We start from the raw sequence: 19953 nt of genomic DNA on the forward strand, positions 1-19953 counted from the left end.
TGTGAAACACGCCCGTATCCAGTTCGACGGCCAGGCCCACGATGTCACGGTCGAAGACGATCACTTGCGCCTTGCCGACGGCCGCCTGGTCCATCAGGACCAGGTCACCTGGCTGCCACCCGCCACCGGCAGCATGTTCGCCCTGGGCCTGAACTACGCCGACCACGCCAGGGAGCTGGCCTTCGCGCCGCCCACCGAACCACTGGCCTTCATCAAGTCGCCGGGCACCTACACCGGTCACAACCAGGTCACCTGGCGCCCGGACAACGTCGAATACATGCACTACGAGTGCGAGCTGGTGGCGGTGATCGGCAAAGCGGCGAAGAACGTCAAGCGTGAGGACGCCCTGGCCTACGTTGCCGGCTACACCGTGTGCAACGACTACGCCATCCGCGACTACCTGGAAAACTACTACCGCCCCAACCTGCGGGTGAAAAACCGCGATGCCACCACCCCAGTCGGCCCGTGGATCGTCGATGCGGCCGATGTGCCAGACGTCAGCAACCTGAAGCTGCGCACCTGGATCAACGGTGAGCTGAAGCAGGAAGGCACCACCGCGGACATGATCTTCGACATCCCGCACCTCATCGAATACTTCTCCAGCTTCATGACCCTGCAACCGGGCGACATGATCGCCACCGGTACGCCAGAAGGCCTGGCCGATGTGGTGCCGGGCGATGAAGTAGTGGTGGAAGTGGAAGGCGTCGGTCGCCTGGTCAACCGTATCGTCAGCGAAGCTGACTTCTTCAAGAACAACAAGGCATGAGCAGCATGATCAAGCACTGGATCAACGGCCGTGAGGTCGAAAGCAAAGATACTTTCGTCAACTACAACCCGGCCACCGGCGACGCCATCTGTGAAGTCGCCAGCGGTGGCGCCGAGGAAGTGGCCCAGGCGGTGGCTGCGGCCAAGGAAGCCTTCCCCAAGTGGGCCAACACTCCGGCCAAGGAACGTGCCCGGCTGATGCGCAAGCTGGGTGAGCTGATCGAACAGAACGTGCCGAAACTCGCCGAGCTGGAAACCCTCGACACCGGCCTGCCGATCCACCAGACCAAGAACGTGCTGATCCCGCGTGCCTCGCACAACTTCGACTTCTTCGCCGAAGTGTGCACGCGCATGGATGGCCACACCTACCCGGTCGACGATCAGATGCTCAACTACACCCTGTACCAGCCGGTGGGTGTGTGCGGCCTGGTAAGCCCATGGAACGTGCCGTTCATGACCGCCACCTGGAAGACCGCGCCATGCCTGGCGCTGGGCAACACGGCCGTGCTGAAAATGAGCGAACTGTCGCCGCTGACCGCCAACGAACTGGGCCGCCTGGCTGTAGAAGCCGGCATCCCCAATGGCGTGCTGAACGTGATTCAGGGTTACGGCGCTACCGCCGGCGATGCACTGGTCCGCCACCCCGATGTGCGCGCCATTTCCTTCACCGGCGGCACCGCCACCGGCAAGAAGATCATGCAGACCGCTGGCCTTAAAAAGTACTCGATGGAACTGGGCGGCAAGTCGCCGGTGCTGATCTTCGAGGACGCCGACCTGGAACGTGCGCTGGACGCCGCGCTGTTCACCATCTTCTCGCTGAACGGCGAACGCTGCACCGCCGGCAGCCGCATCTTCATCCAGGAAAGCGTGTACCCGCAGTTTGTCGCCGAGTTTGCGGCGCGCGCCAAGCGCCTGATCGTAGGTGACCCGACCGACCCGAAAACCCAGGTCGGTTCGATGATCACCCAGCAGCACTATGACAAGGTCACCGGGTACATCCGCATTGGCATCGAAGAAGGTGCACGCCTGGTCGCCGGGGGCCTGGAGCGCCCGGCCAACCTGCCTGCGCACCTGGCCAAGGGGCAGTTCATCCAGCCCACCGTGTTCGCTGACGTGAACAACAAGATGCGCATTGCCCAGGAAGAAATCTTTGGCCCGGTGGTGTGCCTGATCCCGTTCAAGGACGAAGCCGAGGCGCTGCAACTGGCCAACGACACCGAGTATGGCCTGGCCTCGTACATCTGGACCCAGGACATCGGCAAAGCCCATCGCCTGGCCCGTGGCATCGAGGCCGGCATGGTGTTCATCAACAGCCAGAACGTACGCGACCTGCGCCAGCCGTTCGGCGGCGTGAAAGGCTCCGGTACCGGGCGTGAAGGTGGGCAGTACAGCTTCGAGGTCTTTGCAGAGATCAAGAACGTGTGTATTTCCATGGGTAGCCACCACATCCCGCGCTGGGGCGTGTGACCTGACCCTGCAAGGCTGATGCGGTCCCTGTAGGAGCGGCCTTGTGTCGCGATGGGGCGCGCAGCGGCCCCTGGATTTCAGCCATGCCGCAGATATTGCCGGAGCCGCTGCGCGCCCCATCGCGACACAAGGCCGCTCCTACAAGGGACCGCGTCAGCCCCAAAACAACAACAGCGTCTTATCGGAGACCCCCATGGGCAAACTCGCTCTCACTGCCAAGATTACCCATGTACCGTCCATGTACATGTCCGAGCTGCCAGGCCCGCGCCAGGGCTTTCGCCAGGCGGCCATCGACGGGCATCACGAAATCAGCCGGCGTTGCCGTGAGCTGGGGGTGGACACCATCGTCGTGTTCGACACCCACTGGCTGGTCAACGCCAACTACCACGTGCTGTGCGGGCCGCATTTCGAGGGCGTGTACACCAGCAACGAACTGCCGCACTTCATCAGCAACATGCCCTACGCCTTCCCCGGCAACCCCGCGCTGGGCAAGCTGCTGGCCGAAGAGTGCAACCGCTTCAACGTCGAAACCATGGCCCACCACGCCACCACCCTCGCCCCGGAATACGGCACCCTGGTGCCCATGCGCTACATGAACCAGGACCAGCACTTCAAAGTGGTCTCGGTCTCGGCACTGTGCACCTCGCACTACCTGGCCGACAGTGCCCGCCTGGGCTGGGCCATGCGCAAGGCCGTGGAAGACCATTACGACGGCACCGTGGCGTTCCTGGCCAGCGGCTCGCTGTCGCACCGCTTTGCGCAGAACGGCCAGGCGCCGGACTTTGCCACCAAGGTGTGGAGCCCGTTCCTCGAAACCCTCGACCACCGTGTGGTGCAAATGTGGCAGGACGGCGAGTGGGAAGCGTTCTGCGGGATGCTGCCGGAGTACGCCGCCAAAGGCCACGGTGAAGGCTTCATGCACGACACGGCGATGCTGCTGGGCGCGCTGGGCTGGTCCGATTACGACGGCAAGGCCGAAGTGGTCACGCCCTACTTCGGCTCTTCCGGCACCGGCCAGATCAACGCGATCTTCCCGGTCACGCCCCAGGACGGCTCGGCCATCCCTGCTGCCCAGGCCGCCAACCCGGCCGCCGTGGTGCCCACCAGCCGCCTGTAACCCACCCGTTCGCGGCTGGTCGCCCTGGCGGGTGGCCAGCCGCTCCTCACCGAGGAGGCCCCATGCCACATCTGGTTCTGCTCTACACCCCCGACCTGGAAACCGACGCCGACATCCCCGGCCTGTGCCGCGCCCTGGCCGACACCATGCTCGAACAGCGCGATGCCGAAGGCAAAGCCGTGTTCCCCACTGGCGGTACCCGCGTGCTGGCCTACCCCGCCGCCCATTGCGCGGTGGCCGACGGCAAAGGCGAATACGGCTTTCTGTACGCCAACCTGCGCATGGCTACCGGCCGTAGCGCCGAGGTGCACAAAGCCGTGGGCGACAGCTTGCTGGCGGTGTTGAAAGCCCGCCTGGACCCACTGCTGCAGCAGCGCCCAATCGGCATCACCGTGCAGATCGACCACAGCACCGCCCAGGTCTACGACGCCAAGCACAGCACCTTGCACCCACTGTTCAACCGCTAGCGCGGCGGCTCAAACCACGCCCTCCCCCGACTCATTACAGAACAAGTACAAAAACATGAGCACACTCGAACACGCCTCGCCGCGCGAGGCACACGTTGAACGGGCCGACAGTACCCATCGGGCAGTCACCTGGCGGCTGCTGCCGCTGCTGCTGGTGTGCTACCTGTTCGCCCACCTGGACCGCATCAACATCGGCTTCGCCAAGATGCAGATGAGCCAGGACTTGCACTTGTCCGACACGGTCTATGGCCTGGGCGCCGGGCTGTTCTTCATTGCCTATGCGCTGTTCGGCGTCCCCAGCAACCTGATGCTCGACCGCGTTGGCCCACGCCGCTGGATCGCCTGCCTGATGGTGGTATGGGGGCTGTTGTCGACCAGCATGCTGCTGATCGAAAGCAGCAGCGCGTTCTACCTGTTGCGCTTTGCCCTGGGCGCGGCCGAGGCCGGATTCTTCCCGGGCATTCTGGTTTACCTCAACCGCTGGTACCCGGCCGGGCGCCGCGCCCAGGTCACCGCGCTGTTCGCCATTGCCGTGCCGTTGGCCGGAGTGGTCGGCGGGCCGGTCTCCGGGGCCATCCTGGCCTTCATGCACGACACGGGCGGGCTGCGTGGCTGGCAGTGGATGTTCCTGCTCGAAGGCGCGCCGGTGGTGCTGCTGGGCCTGGTGGTGCTGGCCGTTTTGCCGGAGCACTACGAGCGGGTGAGCTGGCTGAATGAGCAGCAAAAAGCCACGCTGCGCGCGCAATTCGGCGAGGAGGAACAGCGCAAGCCAGTAACCTCGTTCGGCGCCATTTTCGCCAGCCGGGCGCTGTGGCTACTGGTGGCGGTGTATTGCGCGGTAATGCTGGCGGTGAACACCCTGGCGTTCTGGATGCCCAGCCTGATTCACAGCGCCGGGGTGGCCAGCGACGCCAGTGTCGGCCTGCTCAGCGCTGTGCCCTACGTGGCCGGTTGCGTGTTCATGCTGGCGTGCGGGCGCTCCAGCGACCGCCACCGCGAGCGCCGCTGGCACTTGTGCGTACCCCTGCTGATGGCCGCCGCCGGCATTGCCATTGCCGCGATTGCGCCCGGGCAGGCGGTGCCGGTACTGGCTGGCCTGGTATTGGCCGGCATGGGCGCCAGTGCTGCGCTGCCGATGTTCTGGCAACTGCCGCCAGCGTTTCTCAACGCCCGCACCCAGGCCGCCGGCATTGCCCTGATCAGCTCGCTGGGCAGCATCGCCTCGTTCTTCACCCCTTACTTCATCGGCTGGGTCCGCGACACCACCCACAGCGCCAGCCTGGCCCTGTACGTACTCGCCGTATTCATCGCCTTGGGCGGCCTGCTGGTGCTACGCACCCACGCTGCCATCGTCAACCCTTGAATCAAGAGACCGTCCCCATGCTAGACAACGCTTTCATCCAGCACGCCGCCGACCGCCTCGACCAGGCAGAACGCTCCCGCGAGCAAGTGCGCCAGTTCTCGCTGGAGCAACCGGCAATCACCATCGAAGACGCCTACGCCATCCAGCGCGCCTGGGTGGCAAAAAAGATCGCCGCCGGGCGCAAGCTGGTGGGCCACAAGATCGGCCTGACCTCGCGCGCCATGCAGGTGTCGTCGAACATCACCGAGCCCGACTACGGCGCCTTGCTCGACGACATGCTGTTCGACGAAGGCAGCGACATCCCCTTCGAGCGCTTCATCGTGCCGCGGGTTGAAGTGGAGTTGGCGTTCATCCTCGGTAAGCCGCTGAAGGGCCCGAACATCACCGTGTTTGATGTGCTGAACGCCACCGAGTGGGTAATCCCGGCGCTGGAGATCATTGATGCGCGCATCCAGCAGGTGGACCCGCAAACCCAGGCCACCCGCAAGGTGTTCGACACCATCTCCGACAATGCCGCAAATGCCGGCGTGGTGATGGGCGGGCGGGCCGTGCGCCCCACCGAAATCGACCTGCGCAAAGTGCCGGCGGTGCTCTACCGCAATGGCGTGATCGAGGAGTCCGGGGTCAGCGCTGCCGTGCTCAACCACCCGGCCAAAGGCGTTGCCTGGCTGGCCAACAAGCTGGCGCCGTACGACGTCACCCTGCAGCCCGGCCAGATCATCCTCGGGGGTTCGTTCACCCGCCCGGTCGCCGCTCGCCCAGGTGACACCTTCCACGTCGACTACGACATGCTCGGCTCCATTGCCTGCCGCTTCGTTTGAGGACCTGCCCATGGACATGCCCATCAACCACTTCAAGCAACGCCTGCGCAGCGGTGAACCGCAAATCGGCCTGTGGCTCGGCCTGGCCGATGCCTACTGCGCCGAGCTGGCGGCCAATGCCGGTTTCGACTGGCTGCTGATCGACGGCGAACACGCGCCCAACGACCTGCGCGGCATGCTCGCCCAGTTGCAGGCGGTGGCGCCCTACGCCAGCCAGGCAGTGATCCGCCCGGTGATCGGCGATACCGCGCTGATCAAGCAGGTGCTGGATATCGGCGCACAAACCTTGCTGGTACCGATGGTGGAAACTGCCGAACAGGCGCAGCAACTGGTCAAGGCCATGCATTACCCGCCCAAGGGCATTCGCGGGGTGGGCAGCGCGCTGGCGAGGGCTTCGCGCTGGAACAGCATCCCCGGCTACCTGGACCACGCCGATGAGCAGATGTGCCTGCTGGTGCAGATCGAGAACAAGGAAGGCCTGGCCAACCTGGACGAGATCGTTGCGGTGGAAGGTGTGGATGGCGTGTTCATCGGGCCTGCGGACCTGAGTGCGGCCATGGGGCATCGTGGCAACCCCGGGCACCCGGACGTGCAGGCGGCGATCGAGGACGCCATCGTGCGTATCGGCAAGGCGGGCAAAGCCGCCGGCATTCTCAGTGCCGATGAGAAGCTGGCGCGGCGCTACATCGAGCTGGGTGCGGCGTTTGTCGCGGTGGGTGTGGATACCACGGTGCTGATGCGCGGGCTGCGCGAGCTGGCGGGGAAGTTCAAAGGTACAGTGATAGTCCCCAGTACCGGGGGTGGTGTCTACTGAGGCTTCTGGTTGGATGGCACCGGCTTTGCCGGTGTTCGCGGCTAAAGCCGCTCCCACAGGGACCGCGCCGTAGTTGCTACTGGCGCTGGGCCTGTGGGAGCTGGGTGCGGCGTTTGTGGCAGTGGGTGTGGATACCACGGTGCTGATGCGCGGGCTGCGCGAGCTGGCGGGGAAGTTCAAAGGTACAGTGATAGTCCCCAGTACCGGGGGTGGTGTCTACTGAGGCTTCTGGTTGGATGGCACCGGCTTTGCCGGTGTTCGCAGCTAAAGCCGCTCCCACAGGGACCGCGCCGTAGTTGCTACTGGCGCTGGACCTGTGGGAGCGGGTTCACCCGCGAACACCGGCACAGCCGGTGCCATCCAAAGCAATGTTCAGATGTTGATAAGCGCCTTGAGCACGGTCTTGAAAGTCTCCAGCTGCTGTTCACTGAACTGCCCGAACACCTTGTCCTGCTGTTGCCGGGCAATGGTCCACAACGCCTCGGTCTCGTCCACGCCCTTCACCGACAACCGCACACGCCCCTCGTCATCGGCAATCAGCCCTTTGCGCTTGAGGTTGGCCACCGCTTCCTCGATCTCCCGCGCCGGCATCGCCACTTCGCGTTGCAGGTCGTTCAGGCTCAGGCCCGCATCGTTCTCCAGCACCATCAGCATGCGTGCCTCGCTGGTGCGCAGGCCCGTGCACAACTGGCGTGGCTGGTAGTCAGCCTGGTAGGCACGCAACGCCTGGGTCATCAGGTAGTACAGGTTGTGCTGCAGGCGGCCCTGGAAGTGGCTGCTAGGTGCCTGCCCCTCTGCGCGTTGGGTCATGCGGGTATGCGGCAGTACCATTGAATAGGCGCCCTGGTGGTACAGCAGCGGCGAGCGGCCAAAGTCATCAAAGGCCACCACCTTGCCCACCATGATCCAGTGATCGCCACCGTCCAGTTGCTGGTACTTTTCACACTCGAAGCGCGCCGCGCAATCGGCGAACAATGGCGCGCCGCCAGTGCCGGTCTCGTAGTCGATACCCGCAAAGCGGTCTTCCTTTGGCCGGGCGAAGTTGTTGGACAGGTCGATCTGGTCCGCTGCCAGAATGTTCACGGCAAAGTGCGAGGCCTCTTCGAACACTTCATGGCTGGTGGAGCGCTTGTCGATGCTCCACAGGATCAGCGGCGGGTCCAGCGACACCGAGTTGAAGCTGTTGGCGGTAACGCCGACCTTGCGGCCACTGGGGCCGGCGGCAGTCACCACGGTCACGCCGGTGGCGAAGTTGCCCAGGGCGCGGCGGAAGGCACGTGAATCGAAGGTTTCGTTGGACATGCAAGACTCCCGGGCAGGCCTGGCAGCCTGCCCTGTTTGTTGTTGTGCTTGTAGGGGATGGGTGAAAAAAGGTGGCGGCTCAGACCATCGCCGGGTCAGGTTCCAGGCCCATCAGCTCGCGGCCGAGGATTTGCGAACACACGTCGTAATCGGTGTAGGCATGGGCACCGGTCATGTGCGAATCGCGGAACAGCCGCTGCAGTTCGTTGCTCTCGAACCAGGCGCCACCACCGGCCGCTTCCATCAGGCGGTCGACGGCCTGGATGCACATCTTCACGGCGTAGCCCTGATTGGTACGCCAGAAGGCCAGCGTGCCACGCGACGGGTATTCGTGGCGGGCGCTGTGCTCGGCAATCTCGTCCCAGCTCTTTTCCAGCAGTGCCCGGGCGGCAGCCACCTGGTGGGTCGACTCGGCCAGGCGCATCAGCGCAGGAGTGGCGGCGCCCACGGCAGCACCGGTGTAGGCACGCACCCGGTTACGGGTTTTCTCGCGGAACACCTCCAGCATGCGCTCGGCAACGCCCAGGCTGACCGTGGAGAAGCCGCTGGCAAAATACGGGCGATACGGGGCGAAGAAAATCTTGCTGTCGGGGTACAAGCCAAAGCCCGCCGACTTGCCCTCCATCATGTCCTTGGCCTTCTGGATACGGTGCTCGGGCACGAAGGCGTCACGCACGATCAGGGTCTTGCTGCCGCTGCCGCGCATGCCCACGGCATACCAGTCATCACGGATTTCATAGTCGCTGCGAGGCAGGACGGCGAAGCAGTAATCCTGAGCGCCTTCGGCATTCTTGCGGCGGAAACCGAGAATCGCCCATTCGGCGTGATCGCAACCGGAACTCCAGCCCATTTCGCCGCTGAACGACACGCCACCCTCAACCTCTTCGGTGCGGCCGAACGGCGCGATGCTGCTGCTGGCGGTAGCATCCGGGTCGCTGCCCCATACCTCTTGCTGTAGCTTGGGCGAGAACATTGCCATCTGGTGGCTGTGGGTGCAGAGCAGGCTCATGGCCCAGGCTGTGCTGGCGCAGGCCCCCGCCAGCAAGGCGATGCACTGGGCGAATTCCGGCAGGGTGATTTCCATGCCGCCATAGTGTTTGGGCAGAAAAGCGCGGTGCATGCCGATGCTTTTCAGCAAGGCGATGTTCTCTGCCGGCACGCTGCGGTCCTGCTCTGCACGCATGGCATTGGCGGCGATGGTCGGCAGGACGGATTTCAGGTCTTCCAGCAGGGGGTTTGGCTTTTTCATGAGCGGTCTCTTTCTTATTGGATTCGAAGACGCGGTCAGTATGTGAGCGGCGATGGGGCGGCGGAATGCACGTTACGAGGGGAACATTGCACTTTCCATGGCGCGCTGAAATTGCCCTGCAACAAGCATTGACCCGTGCATTTTCGATCACCACAATCCCCCCCTCAAGACGCGCGCGGCCCGCCGCGCCCCTGACGGAGTGATGCTGTTGAAAGACCTTTCCCCTTCTGCGGTGCGTGTGTGCGACGCCGCCGTCGGCCACTTCGCCGAGTACGGCTACGACGCCTCTTCGCTGAACGAAATCGCCCAGCTGGCGGGCATGCGCAAGGCATCGCTGTATGCGCACTTCGCCAACAAGGACGCCTTGTTCGTGGAGGTGTTCCAGCGTGCGCTGGTGCAGGAAACGGCCTTTGTCGAGCACGGCTTCGCGCAGGAAGCCCGCGACGGCCTGGCGCCGGGGCACTGGCTGGCGCTGCACCTGGCTGAGCGTTATCGCGACTCGGCCGAGCTGCGCTTTGTGTTGCGCACAGCGTTCCTGCCCCCATCGGGTATCAAGCCGATTGTGACTTCGGGCTTCGAAAAATACCTGGACGGTATACGAGAAGGGTTCTGCCAGGCCCTGCAAACTCGCCACCGCTGGGCTGATGAGCAGCACAGCCGCCTGGCGCTGTATGCCGATGCCTACCTGGGCATCATCGACAGCCTGTATGTAGAGCTGATGTACGCAGGCCCCGACGCCTATGAGCGGCGCGCGGCAGCCCTGCTGAAAGTGCTGGAAGACTCGCTGTCACTCAACCGCTGACGCTTGGCGCGTCAGGGTTTGATCTTCTTCATTTCATCCAGCAGCTGCATCAGCTGCTGCAGCTTGTCCTCGCCAAACTGGGCGAGAATCTTGTCGTAGTTGCGCGTCATCTGCTCGCTCATCGCCAGAAACGCTTGCTGGCCGGCTTCGGTCAGGCTGATGAACACGCGGCGCTGGTCTTCCGGCGACTTGCGCCGCGCTACGATGCCGTCACGCTCCAGGCGCTTGAGCACCCCGCTCATGCTGGGCTTGAGGATACAGGCCAGCTCCGCCAACTGATGGCTTTCCAGCTCGCCTTGCTGGCGCAGGATACGGATTACCCGCCATTGCTGCTCGGTCAGGTCATGGGCATTCAGCGCCGGGCGGAAGAACGCCATGGTGGCTTCGCGGGCCTGCAGCAAGGTCAGGGTCAGGGAGGGTCTTGGTGTGGTCATGCGGGCTCAAGAAGGCTGGAAATAGCAAACCGGCGAGTATGCCAGTGCACAATCATTAATACATTAATAGAATGATTTCTACCCATTTCCAGTCAGCAGGCGGCGTCATGATCACCCTCGAGAGCCCCACCTACTACTCGGCGACCAAGAAGTACAACCTGAGCTTCCCAACCCTGGAACGCGACATCGAAGCCGATGTCGTGGTGATCGGTGGTGGTTTCTCCGGCATTAACACCGCCCTGGAGCTGGCGGAACAAGGCGTGACCAATATCGTTGTGCTCGAGGCCCGTTACCTGGGCTACGGCGGCAGCGGGCGCAACGGCGGGCAGATCATGGCGGGCATCGGCCACGACCTGGAGAAGATTCGCAGCAGCGTTGGTGATCAGGGCGTGAGGGATATTTTCGAAATCAGCGAACTGGGCGCCGGCATCATCAAGGACCGCATCGCCCGCTACGCCATCGACGCCGACTTCTGCCACGGCTATGGCTACATGGGCTTCAACCGCCGTCAGGAATAGACCCTGCGCAAATGGGAGAAGGCGTTCAAGGCGATCAATACCCGCGACGAGATCCGTTTTCTCGGTGGCAGCGAAGTGCGCCAGATCATCGGCAGCAACGCCTACAGCAGCGCCCTGCTGCACATGGGCGGTGGCCATGTGCATTCACTGAACCTGCTGCTGGGCGAAGCGCAGGCACTGGTCGGCCATGGTGCGCGCATCTTCGAACACAGCCCGGCCCTGGAAGTGACCTACGGCGAGCGCATCACGGTCCGCACCGGCCGTGGCTCGGTACGCGCCAGCAAGCTGCTGTGGGCGTGCGACAGCTTCCTCAATAAGCTGGAGCCGCAGCTGCACGCACGTACCATCAACACCTATGCCTTCCAGATGATGACCGAGCCGTTGCCGGATGAGCTGATCGAGCGCATCAGCCCGATACGCGGGGCTTACAGCGACATCCGCCCGGTCATCGACTACTACCGGGTCACCCGCGAGAACCGCCTGCTGTTTGGCGCCGCCACGCCCTTCGTCGAGCACTTCCCGCTGGACCTGAAGGCCTGGAACCGCGCCCTGATGCTGAAGATTTTCCCCTACCTGAAAGACGTGCGCATCGACCTGGCTTGGGGCGGCCCGATGGCCATCAGTGCCAACCTGTTTCCGCAGATAGGCACCCTCGACAACCGCCCCAACGCCTTCTATGTACAGGGCTACTCCGGCTTTGGCGTCACGCCCAGCCACATCATTTGCAAGATCCTCGCCGAGGGTATGCAGGAGGGGTCGAAGCGCTATGACCTGGTCAGCTCGGTCAAGCATGCGCGCATCTTCGGCAAGGACCGTTTCCGCCCGTTGCTGCTTACTGCCGGCAAGACCCTGCACCAGCTGTCGGGCTACTTCAATGGCCGCCGCTGAGACCATTGCCCATCACACTCAACCCATCGCCTGCGCCCGGTAGTCCTTGGGCGAGCGTTCGAACTGTTTCTTGAACGAGCGGCTGAAATGCGCCGAGTCGGTAAACCCCCACTTGTAGGCGATCGAGGTAATCGACTCGCTCCTGAAGAACGGGTTGGCGAGGTCATCCGCACTGCGTTTCAGGCGTGCCCGCTGAATGTAGCGGCACACGCTATCGCCCTCCTCCTCGAACAGCCGGTACAGGTGACGCACCGAGATGTTCAGGCGACCGGCCAGGTTGGACGGGGTCAGCCCGGGCTGTGACAGCGACTCGTCGATCACCTGCTGCACGTAGCCGCGCAAGTTGGCACCGTTCAAGGCCCCAAAGTTGCCCGGCGCTTCGCCATTGCGCTCGAAGCCCGGCTCCAGCAGGGCGATGAAGGCGGTCTGCAGCGCATCACCCTGGGCGCCATCGCCGCTCACGTTACCGTCCTTGCACAGCTGGTCCATCAGCACATGCAGCATGCGCCCGCAGGCGTTGCTCGAGGAGATCTTGCCAAACATCGGGCCGCTGCCTTGCACATACTTGCGCACCTGCTCACGCGACAGGGCCAGCGAGACATGCTCGATCAGGCCGCTTGGAGTGATTTCGCAACGCCCGACCGAATCCATCAACAGCAGTTCACCCGGCGCCAGGCTGACCTGCACGCCACCCTGGGCCACGGTGGAATGCCCCGCACGCTGGCTGACCAGGAAGCAATGCTGGTCATCGTCAAGCGTGGAGTTTTCGCCCAGCCGGCGGATGTTGCCGGCGTTGGTGCGCAGGTTGGCCAGCGGCAGGCCGGCGCGGGAAAAGGTGGAAATTTCGCCGATGAACAGCGAGTGATTGGACGCAAGTTCCGTCTCGAAACGGCCACAGATCTGTTGCATGGCCGTGGTCCAGCGTTCCAGCCCCTGACGGTTGGATTGTTGAGTATGCATGGCTGCCCTCGACGCAGGATTTTGTTGTTATGCGCACATTGTTAACATGTTATCTATGTGCGCACAACTGTCATCATTCGTCGGGAGATACAGCAAGGCGTATGCCAGTTTGCTTCAAAGGTTGGGCAGCAAAGCGTTGAACTGGGCCAGGCTGGCCATCAGGTGCGCCCGCTGTTGCGGGCTGATGGGGATGTAGCGGCGAAACGCCGGCATGCGGTTGACCACTTCGCTACCGCCCATGTGCTCCAGCGTCAGCAGCCATTGGCCGTCGCGCCAGGCCAAGGTCAGGCGCTTGAAATCCAGCGGCATCAGCGCCGCCACCAGTGCCGTCTGCTGCAGCAACCGGTCGCGCAGTTGGGCGAAGCGCGCCCGGTCGCCCTTGCGGTACACACAGGCCAGGCCGGTACGGCGTAGCGCACCGGTATGGCGCAGTTCCAGGCTGACCTCGCCCACTTGCGGAGCAGGCAACTGCAGCTGGAACTCACAGGTGACGATGTGCATCAGCAGGTGGGCTTCGACGCGTTCGTGCACCTTGGCCTGCCAGCCCTGGGCCGGGTCGTGGATCACCCCGGCCGCCACCAGGTTCTGCTGCCCCAGGTTGCGCGCCAGGCATGCCAGCGTGGCGCCTGGGCGATAGCCGGAAGGCGCTCGGGGCGCCAGCAAGCGTTCACGCAAATTCCTGATCATGCAGCACATGCTCCACGGCGTGGCCAGGCTCGGCAGCAAACTCTTTCTCGAGCACATCCTCGACCCGCGCCGGCTTGAACGGGTTGACCTTCTGCACGCACAGCGTCCAGAACAATGCATAGGCCGCAGTGGCGCCAAGCATGATGGCGAACGGCACATAGACATCGGCAGGGTTCATGCCCGGCGGTGTGATGAACGCCATGCCGATGAGGATACCGCTGCTGGAGAAGATCTGCGGTAACGGGAACAGCGGCGAGCGGTAGGCACGCGGCAGGTCTGGGCGGCGGATGCGCAATAGCACCACCGACAGGGTCACCAGCAGGTAGGCGGTGCTCCAGGCGCACACGGCGGCCAGCACCAGGTGCAGGATGTTGTCCGGGTTGCCGCCCAGGTACCAGGCATGCAGGCAAGGGATCAACGCCACCACCAGGATGCACAGCAGCGGCGTCTTGAAGCGCGGGTGCAGGTAGGTGAACACCTTGGGCAACGCGCCGTCGACCGCCATGCCGTAAAGAATGCGTGGCACACCGGCCATCAGCGTGTTGATGGTGGCCGCGCCGGCGAACAAGAAGCCGATACCCAGCCACACTGGGCCGATATCACCCATCACCTGTTCGGCGAAGCGCGGGATGGCCATGGGCGTGTCCAGCAGGTGCACGCCGCTGGCGGCATCCAGCACCACGTTTTCCACCTGGCGCTTCATCGCAGCACCGTAGATGAACATGCAACTGGCCACGCCAAACAGGCCCAGCGCCATGGCCCGCGGCAGCACCCAGGCCGAGCGACGCAGTTCGGGGGCAAGCGGCGTGACGAACTCGCAGCCAACGAACATGAACATGGCCATGCCGACCAGCGAGAGGATGGTCATCAGGTCGGTGCCCACCAGCGACACACCGAACGGGCCGTCCAGTTCCACTGCCGGAGCCGCGACAAGGCCGAACACGCCAAACACCATCAAGGTGGTCCACATGCCGAAGGTGAGGATCACTTCCGCGCGGCTGAAGGCGCTGACGCCAAAGGCATTGAGCACCGCAAACGCCACCACGAAGCACACCCCCAGCAGCCACGAACCGCCGGCGGATTCCGCCAGGGTATTGAGGTGCTCGAAGTTCACCAGTGCCATCACCCCCGACAGGATGGTTTCGGCGGTACCGGCGAACACATGCACGATCAGGTAGGCCGACAGCGTGCCGGTAATGGCGAAGAAGCGGCCCATGCCACAGTTGATGTAGTCGTATACCGAGCCCGTGGTCGGCAGGATCGACGCTGCCTCGGCAAAGGTGGTGGACTGCGCCAGCATCATCAGTGCGGCGATGACCATGGCCACGGCGAAGGCGCTGCCGCCGATGCCAAAGCCCATGGTCGCGGTGAGGATCACCGGGCTGGCCATGATCAGCCCGACAGTGCTGGCCAGTGCGGTGGGGAAACCGACCGTGCCGCGGTTGAGGTGCTCGGTGAGCTTGTTATTGAGTGACATCGTTATGCCCCGGCTTGTTTTTGTGGCGTTGAACGAGTGAATACTGTGCGCTGCGGGTGGCATGGCGTCTTGCCAATGGCTGCCGCCGGGCTTGTTGCTGCCTGCCAGCAATCAGCTCCAGACTCTGGCGCCGCCCCTGTAGGAGCGGCCATGTGTCGCGATCGGGCCGCAAAGCGGCCCCGGCGATATTGGCTGTGATGCAAAAACGGGGGCTGCTTCGCAGCCCGATCGCGACACAAGGCCGCTCCTACAAGGGATCGCGCAAGGCTGACTCATCGCTTGGCAGCCACAGTCATGCACCTGTCACGCAGGCACAAGCACCGCTCTGCCCCGCTCACTAAGCTGCAAACTTTGGCCACCTGCCCCGGAGTCTGCATGAGCGACATCACCCTCCTACCTGCCGTCACGGCCTTTTTGGCCCGCGAGCATGGCGTGTTCATCCACGGCCAGCACCTCGCCAGCCAGTCGTCGTCGAACATTGCCGTGGTCAACCCGGCCAACGGCCAGACCATCGCCCACATCGCCGACGCCAGCCAGGCCGATGTCGACCATGCCGTCAGCTCCTCGCGCCAAGGGTTTGCCGCTTGGTCGCACACCAGCCCCGCCGCCCGCGCCGCCGTGCTGTTCAAGCTGGCCGACCTGCTGGAAGCCAACCGCGAAGAACTGGCGCAGCTGGAAACCTTGCAATCCGGCAAGCTCATCGGCATTTCCCGCGCCTTCGAAGTCGAGCAGGCCGCGCACTTCCTGCGCTACTACGCCGGCTGGGCGACCAAGATCACCGGCCAGACCATCACCCCGTCGCTGCCCTCGTTCGCCGGTGAGCGCTACAGCGCCTTCACCCTGCGCGAGCCGATTGGCGTGGTGGTGGGCATCGTGCCGTGGAATTTCGCCACCATGATCGCCATCTGGAAGCTGGCCTCAGCCCTGACCACCGGCTGCAGCATCATCCTCAAGCCCAGCGAATTCACCCCGCTGACGCTGCTGCGCATTGCCGAACTGGCCACCGAAGCGGGCCTGCCGGCCGGTGCACTGAACGTGCTGACCGGTGGTGGCCTGGTGGGCAAGGCACTGATTGAGCACGCAGATACCGACAAGGTCTCGTTCACCGGTTCCGTGCCCACTGGCATCGCCGTAGGCCAGGCTGCCATGGGCGCCAAGCTGACCCGGGCGACACTGGAACTGGGCGGCAAGAACGCGGTGGCCTTCCTGCCCGACGTGGCCGTGGACAAAGCGGTCGATGGCATCATCGAGGCCGGCTTCCTGCACTCGGGGCAGATCTGCGCCGCTGGCGAGCGCTTCTTCGTGCACCGCTCGCGCATCGACCCGCTACTGGACGCCCTGTCCCAGCGCCTGGGCCAACTGAAAATCGGCTCGCCACTGGACGAGGCCACCCAGTTCGGCCCGGTGGCCAACAAGCCGCACCAGCAGAAGCTGGCCGAACTGTTCGCCATCGCCCGCGCCGAAGGCAGCCAGATCATTCACGGCGGCACCCTGGGCGACGGCCCCGGCTGTTTCGTCGAACCCACGGTAATCCTCGCCAGGTCGGCCAGCGACACCCTGCTCAACCAGGAGACCTTCGGCCCGGTGGCGACCTTCCTGCCTTATGACGACGAAGACGAACTGCTGCACCTGATGAACGCCTCGCCCTACGGCCTCAGCGCCAGCCTGTGGACCAACGACCTGAGCAAGGCCATGCGCATGATCCCGCAAATCCAGGCCGGTACCCTGTGGGTCAACATGCACACCCTGCTCGACCCGGCTGTCCCGTTTGGGGGCATCAAGGCTTCTGGCATTGGCCGCGAGTTCGGCTCGGCCTTCATCGATGACTTCACCGAGCTCAAGTCGGTGATGATCCGCTACTGACCGCGCCTGTGGCCAAGGCGTGCAAGCGCCTTGGCAGCCACGAACAAGACCCCGCCCCACCGCACACGCCCTAATAGGCCATCGCCGCCAACCGCGATGGCCCCTCGCCAGAACCGAGGGTGCCCCCGAACAACAAAGGCCCCTGTGAAGGTGGCCGAGAACAAACGAGGGATGTGCAAATGGTCAAACCACAGACGCTGTCCAGCCTGGCCCTGGCAACCTTGCTGGCCAGCCAGGCCGTGCCGGCAGTTGAGCTGTACGCCGACGATGACAGCCACCTGAACGCCGACATGCTGGCGGTATGGGGCATGTTCAACAGCCGCAAGAACTACGACGGCACCACAGGTGGTTCGACCTGGCGTGAAGGCTTTATCAAGTATGGCCTCAGCGGTGACCAGGGCCTGGCCGGCAACGGCACGCTGTACGGCAGCCTGAACTGGGTGAGCTCGGCCACCTGGGGCGACGGCGATGCGGCCGGCAACACTGACGGCTCCGAACGTACCACCAAGATCGAAGACGCCTTCCTCGGCTGGCGCTCGGCCGACCTGTTCCCGGTGCTGGGCAAGGATGGGGTGGACGTTTCCGCCGGCCGCCAGACCATTCGCCTGGGCAGTGGATTTTTGATCAACGACGACGGCCCCAACCTGGGCAATGGCGTCGCCGACGGTGCGCTGGACCGTGGTGGCGCCTACTACCTGGCGGCCCGCCACGCTTTCGACCGCACCGCGATGCTGCGCCTGGGTGGCAGCGATGGCCTGCATGGTAGCCTGCTGTGGCTGAAATCCGACAACCGCGCCCAGGCCGAAACCGAACTGGCCGCCGGCACGCTGGACTACACCCACGTCCTGGGCACCCTGGGGCTGACCTGGATTCACGGCATCGACGTCGCCGACCAGTGGGCCAGCGACTTCCAGAAAGCCCGCGAAGGCATGGACGTGTACAGCGTGCGCGGCGAAGGCAACGCCGGCATCGACAATGCCAGTTTCGCCTTCGAATACGCCTGGCAGGACAAGACCGACGGCCCCGAGCAAGCCTGGTACCTGCAGGCCGGCTACACCTTCGCCGACCTGCCGTGGGCACCGCAGGTTACCTACCGCTATACCCGCTACTCGGCAGACTGGGACGCGCTGTTCAGCGGCCTGTCCACCGGCTACGGCACCTGGTTCCAGGGTGAAGTCGCGGCCAACTACGCCGGGCCCTTCAACAGCAACACCGGGATCCACCATGTGGGCGTGAAGGCGAAACCGCTGGAAAACCTCACAGTCGGGGCGCTGTACTTCGACTTCGACACCGTGCGCACCCGCGACAGCCTCAACCTCGATGCCCGGGAGCTGGACCTGTATGTGGAATGGGCAGTCAATGAGCACCTGATCATCAGCCCGCTGGTGGGCCTGTACCAGCCGCGCAAGGACGAGAGCAACGGCGGCAACCAGGTGGGGGGTAACGGGACCAATGTGTATAGCCAGCTGACGGTAGCTGTGCCGTTCTGACGCACATCAGGTGATTTGAATGCGGTCAGTGTAGGAGCGGCCTTGTGTCGCGAAAGGGCTGCGCAGCAGCCCCAGCAATGGTGGGTGTGACGCTGAAATCCGGGGGCCGCTTTGCGGCCCTTTCGCGACACAAGGCCGCTCCTACCCTGACCTCGTAGCGTCCCGATGGATTTGACCTTGGCTGGGCAGGCGCATATTATTCGCCAACCTACCGGACGGTAGGCGAAAAATCAGCCAGAGAAAACCATGCAAGCCAATCCCTCCCCTCCCATACCCTTCAGCTTCGCCCTGGGCCTTGGCCTGATCGGCGCCCTCGGCCCATCGGCCGTCGACATGTACCTGTCGAGCCTGCCGGAAATCGCCAGCCACTATCAGGCAAGCTTCACCCGTGTGCAGCTGACACTAACCTTCTTCCTGCTGGCCATGGGTGCCGGCCAGTTGGTCTTCGGCCCCATCGTCGACGCCTATGGCCGGCGCAAACCGCTGCTGGCCGGCCTGCTGCTGTTCATCCTGTGCTCGCTGGGCGCAGCCGCAGCCCCCAGCCTCGACACCCTGATCATGCTGCGCTTTTTCCAAGGCCTGGGCAGTGCGCTGACCTTGGTGGTGATCATGAGCATGGTGCGTGATGTGAGCCAGGGCGTAGCCGCGACCAAACTGTTCGCCCTGCTGATGACCATCGAAGGCGTGGCGCCGATCCTGGCACCCGCCCTGGGCGGCGTGATCGACGCGCATTTCGGCTGGCGCGCGGTGATGCTGGTACTCGCCGGCATGGGCGTGGCGGTGCTGGTCAACAGCCTGCTGAATCTGCCGGAAACCCTGCCACCCAGCAAACGCGAACCCCTGCGCCTGGGCCACGCCTGCCGCACCTACGTGGCCATCCTCGGCGACCGCCGCTTTCTGCGCCCGACCCTGGCAGTGGCTGCGGTGTTCTTCTTCCTGTTCGCCTACATCGGCGGTGCCACCCTGGTTTACCAGGCCCACTACGGCCTGAGCGCCCAGGCCTTCGGCCTGCTGTTTGGCGCCACCGGTGTGTCGATCCTGTTCGGCGCCATGACGGCCAGCCGCCTGATCAGCCGGCTGGGCCTCAATACCCTGACTCGGGTAGGCGCGCTGTGCATGGCCGGCGGTGCCTGCATCAGCCTGCTCGGTGCACTGACCGGCCTGGGGCTGCCAGGTGTGGCCGGCGGCATGGTGATAGCCCTGTTCGGCCTGGGGATAGCCGAGTCGACGCTGATGTCGCTGGTGATGGCCTCGCAAGAAAAAGCACTGGGCTCCACCGCAGCGCTGCTGGGCGCCATCCAGCTGTCGGCGTCTGCCGGCGCAGCCCCACTGGCCGCCGTGGTACTCAACCACGGCCCGACCGCATGGGCCGCGCTGCTGGCCCTGTGCACCCTGGTGGTGTGCCTGCTGACCGCCCTCAGCCTGCGCGACACCCCGGCCAGCTTCTCGCTCGCGGTCCATTGAAGCCC

General features: G+C 64.2%; 17 protein-coding genes and 2 pseudogenes. 13 read left to right on the forward strand and 6 right to left on the reverse strand.

The genetic code is table 11. The features are described from left to right. Position 1 precedes the first annotated feature (1 nt). The 8 genes and pseudogenes from ABI582_RS15785 to ABI582_RS15820 all read left to right on the forward strand — a co-directional run. Positions 2 to 766, forward strand: a complete 765-nt coding sequence (locus ABI582_RS15785) for a fumarylacetoacetate hydrolase family protein (RefSeq protein WP_049274710.1) — start codon at positions 2 to 4, stop codon at positions 764 to 766. Positions 767 to 771: 5 nt separating this feature from the next. Further along, positions 772 to 2232, forward strand: a complete 1461-nt coding sequence (hpaE, locus tag ABI582_RS15790; RefSeq protein ID WP_043199800.1) for a 5-carboxymethyl-2-hydroxymuconate semialdehyde dehydrogenase — start codon at positions 772 to 774, stop codon at positions 2230 to 2232. A gap of 193 nt (positions 2233 to 2425) precedes the next feature. Then, positions 2426 to 3349: a 3,4-dihydroxyphenylacetate 2,3-dioxygenase gene (gene hpaD / locus ABI582_RS15795; protein WP_442119660.1), complete on the forward strand. Its 924-nt coding sequence runs from the start codon at positions 2426 to 2428 to the stop codon at positions 3347 to 3349. A gap of 62 nt (positions 3350 to 3411) precedes the next feature. Next, the gene (locus ABI582_RS15800; protein WP_426808790.1) at positions 3412 to 3816 is read left to right on the forward strand and encodes a 5-carboxymethyl-2-hydroxymuconate isomerase; all 405 of its coding nucleotides are present in this window, start codon (positions 3412 to 3414) and stop codon (positions 3814 to 3816) included. Positions 3817 to 3871: 55 nt separating this feature from the next. Further along, positions 3872 to 5179 carry an MFS transporter gene (locus ABI582_RS15805; protein ID WP_442119661.1) on the forward strand — a complete coding sequence of 436 codons (1308 nt, stop codon included), beginning with the start codon at positions 3872 to 3874 and terminating at the stop codon, positions 5177 to 5179. A 17-nt stretch (positions 5180 to 5196) separates the two neighbouring features. Next, positions 5197 to 6000 carry a 2-oxo-hept-4-ene-1,7-dioate hydratase gene (gene hpaH, locus ABI582_RS15810; protein ID WP_442119662.1) on the forward strand — a complete coding sequence of 268 codons (804 nt, stop codon included), beginning with the start codon at positions 5197 to 5199 and terminating at the stop codon, positions 5998 to 6000. Between the two features lie 10 nt (positions 6001 to 6010). After that, positions 6011 to 6814, forward strand: a complete 804-nt coding sequence (gene hpaI, locus ABI582_RS15815) for a 4-hydroxy-2-oxoheptanedioate aldolase (RefSeq protein WP_442119663.1) — start codon at positions 6011 to 6013, stop codon at positions 6812 to 6814. A gap of 97 nt (positions 6815 to 6911) precedes the next feature. Then, positions 6912 to 7037: pseudogene (locus ABI582_RS15820) on the forward strand (2-keto-3-deoxy-L-rhamnonate aldolase); the annotation flags it as partial. A 149-nt stretch (positions 7038 to 7186) separates the two neighbouring features. On the opposite strand, the gene ABI582_RS15825 reads toward ABI582_RS15820, so the two are convergent. Both ABI582_RS15825 and ABI582_RS15830 read right to left on the reverse strand, forming a co-directional pair. Further along, complete coding sequence (locus ABI582_RS15825; RefSeq protein ID WP_442119664.1) at positions 7187 to 8116, reverse strand: p-hydroxyphenylacetate 3-hydroxylase reductase component; 930 nt, start codon at positions 8114 to 8116, stop codon at positions 7187 to 7189. A gap of 79 nt (positions 8117 to 8195) precedes the next feature. Then, the gene (locus tag ABI582_RS15830; protein ID WP_442119665.1) at positions 8196 to 9365 is read right to left on the reverse strand and encodes a p-hydroxyphenylacetate 3-hydroxylase oxygenase component; all 1170 of its coding nucleotides are present in this window, start codon (positions 9363 to 9365) and stop codon (positions 8196 to 8198) included. A gap of 202 nt (positions 9366 to 9567) precedes the next feature. On the opposite strand from ABI582_RS15830, the gene ABI582_RS15835 reads away from it, so the two are divergent. Next, a complete protein-coding gene (locus tag ABI582_RS15835; protein WP_033741991.1) occupies positions 9568 to 10167 on the forward strand; it encodes a TetR/AcrR family transcriptional regulator in 600 nt (199 codons plus the stop codon). A gap of 11 nt (positions 10168 to 10178) precedes the next feature. On the opposite strand, the gene hpaR is transcribed toward ABI582_RS15835, so the two are convergent. Then, on the reverse strand, positions 10179 to 10601 hold the full coding sequence (gene hpaR, locus ABI582_RS15840; protein ID WP_442119666.1) for a homoprotocatechuate degradation operon regulator HpaR: 423 nt from the start codon (positions 10599 to 10601) through the stop codon (positions 10179 to 10181). A gap of 107 nt (positions 10602 to 10708) precedes the next feature. Between hpaR and ABI582_RS15845 the strand changes: the two are divergent. Continuing rightward, positions 10709 to 12007: pseudogene (locus tag ABI582_RS15845) on the forward strand (NAD(P)/FAD-dependent oxidoreductase). A gap of 18 nt (positions 12008 to 12025) precedes the next feature. Here ABI582_RS15845 and feaR read toward each other — a convergent pair. The 3 genes from feaR to ABI582_RS15860 form a co-directional block, all read right to left on the reverse strand. Continuing rightward, entirely contained in the window at positions 12026 to 12967 is a 942-nt protein-coding gene (feaR, locus tag ABI582_RS15850) for a transcriptional regulator FeaR (protein ID WP_442119667.1), read from the reverse strand. 114 nt (positions 12968 to 13081) lie between these two features. Continuing rightward, entirely contained in the window at positions 13082 to 13654 is a 573-nt protein-coding gene (locus tag ABI582_RS15855; protein ID WP_338744495.1) for a DUF3156 family protein, read from the reverse strand. Beyond that, complete coding sequence (locus tag ABI582_RS15860) at positions 13635 to 15131, reverse strand: APC family permease (protein WP_442119668.1); 1497 nt, start codon at positions 15129 to 15131, stop codon at positions 13635 to 13637. Before ABI582_RS15860 ends, ABI582_RS15855 begins: the two co-directional genes overlap by 20 nt. A gap of 375 nt (positions 15132 to 15506) precedes the next feature. On the opposite strand from ABI582_RS15860, the gene ABI582_RS15865 reads away from it, so the two are divergent. The 3 genes from ABI582_RS15865 to ABI582_RS15875 all read left to right on the forward strand — a co-directional run bounded on the left by ABI582_RS15865 (position 15507) and on the right by ABI582_RS15875 (position 19948). Further along, on the forward strand, positions 15507 to 16994 hold the full coding sequence (locus ABI582_RS15865) for an aldehyde dehydrogenase family protein (RefSeq protein WP_442119669.1): 1488 nt from the start codon (positions 15507 to 15509) through the stop codon (positions 16992 to 16994). 179 nt (positions 16995 to 17173) lie between these two features. Beyond that, on the forward strand, positions 17174 to 18484 hold the full coding sequence (locus tag ABI582_RS15870) for an alginate export family protein (protein WP_442119670.1): 1311 nt from the start codon (positions 17174 to 17176) through the stop codon (positions 18482 to 18484). 246 nt (positions 18485 to 18730) lie between these two features. Continuing rightward, the gene (locus ABI582_RS15875) at positions 18731 to 19948 is read left to right on the forward strand and encodes a multidrug effflux MFS transporter (RefSeq protein WP_442119671.1); all 1218 of its coding nucleotides are present in this window, start codon (positions 18731 to 18733) and stop codon (positions 19946 to 19948) included. Positions 19949 to 19953: the final 5 nt, after the last annotated feature.

This window comes from Pseudomonas sp. SAS7 (assembly GCF_052112345.1).
Classification (GTDB): Bacteria; Pseudomonadota; Gammaproteobacteria; order Pseudomonadales; family Pseudomonadaceae; genus Aquipseudomonas; species Aquipseudomonas putida_Q.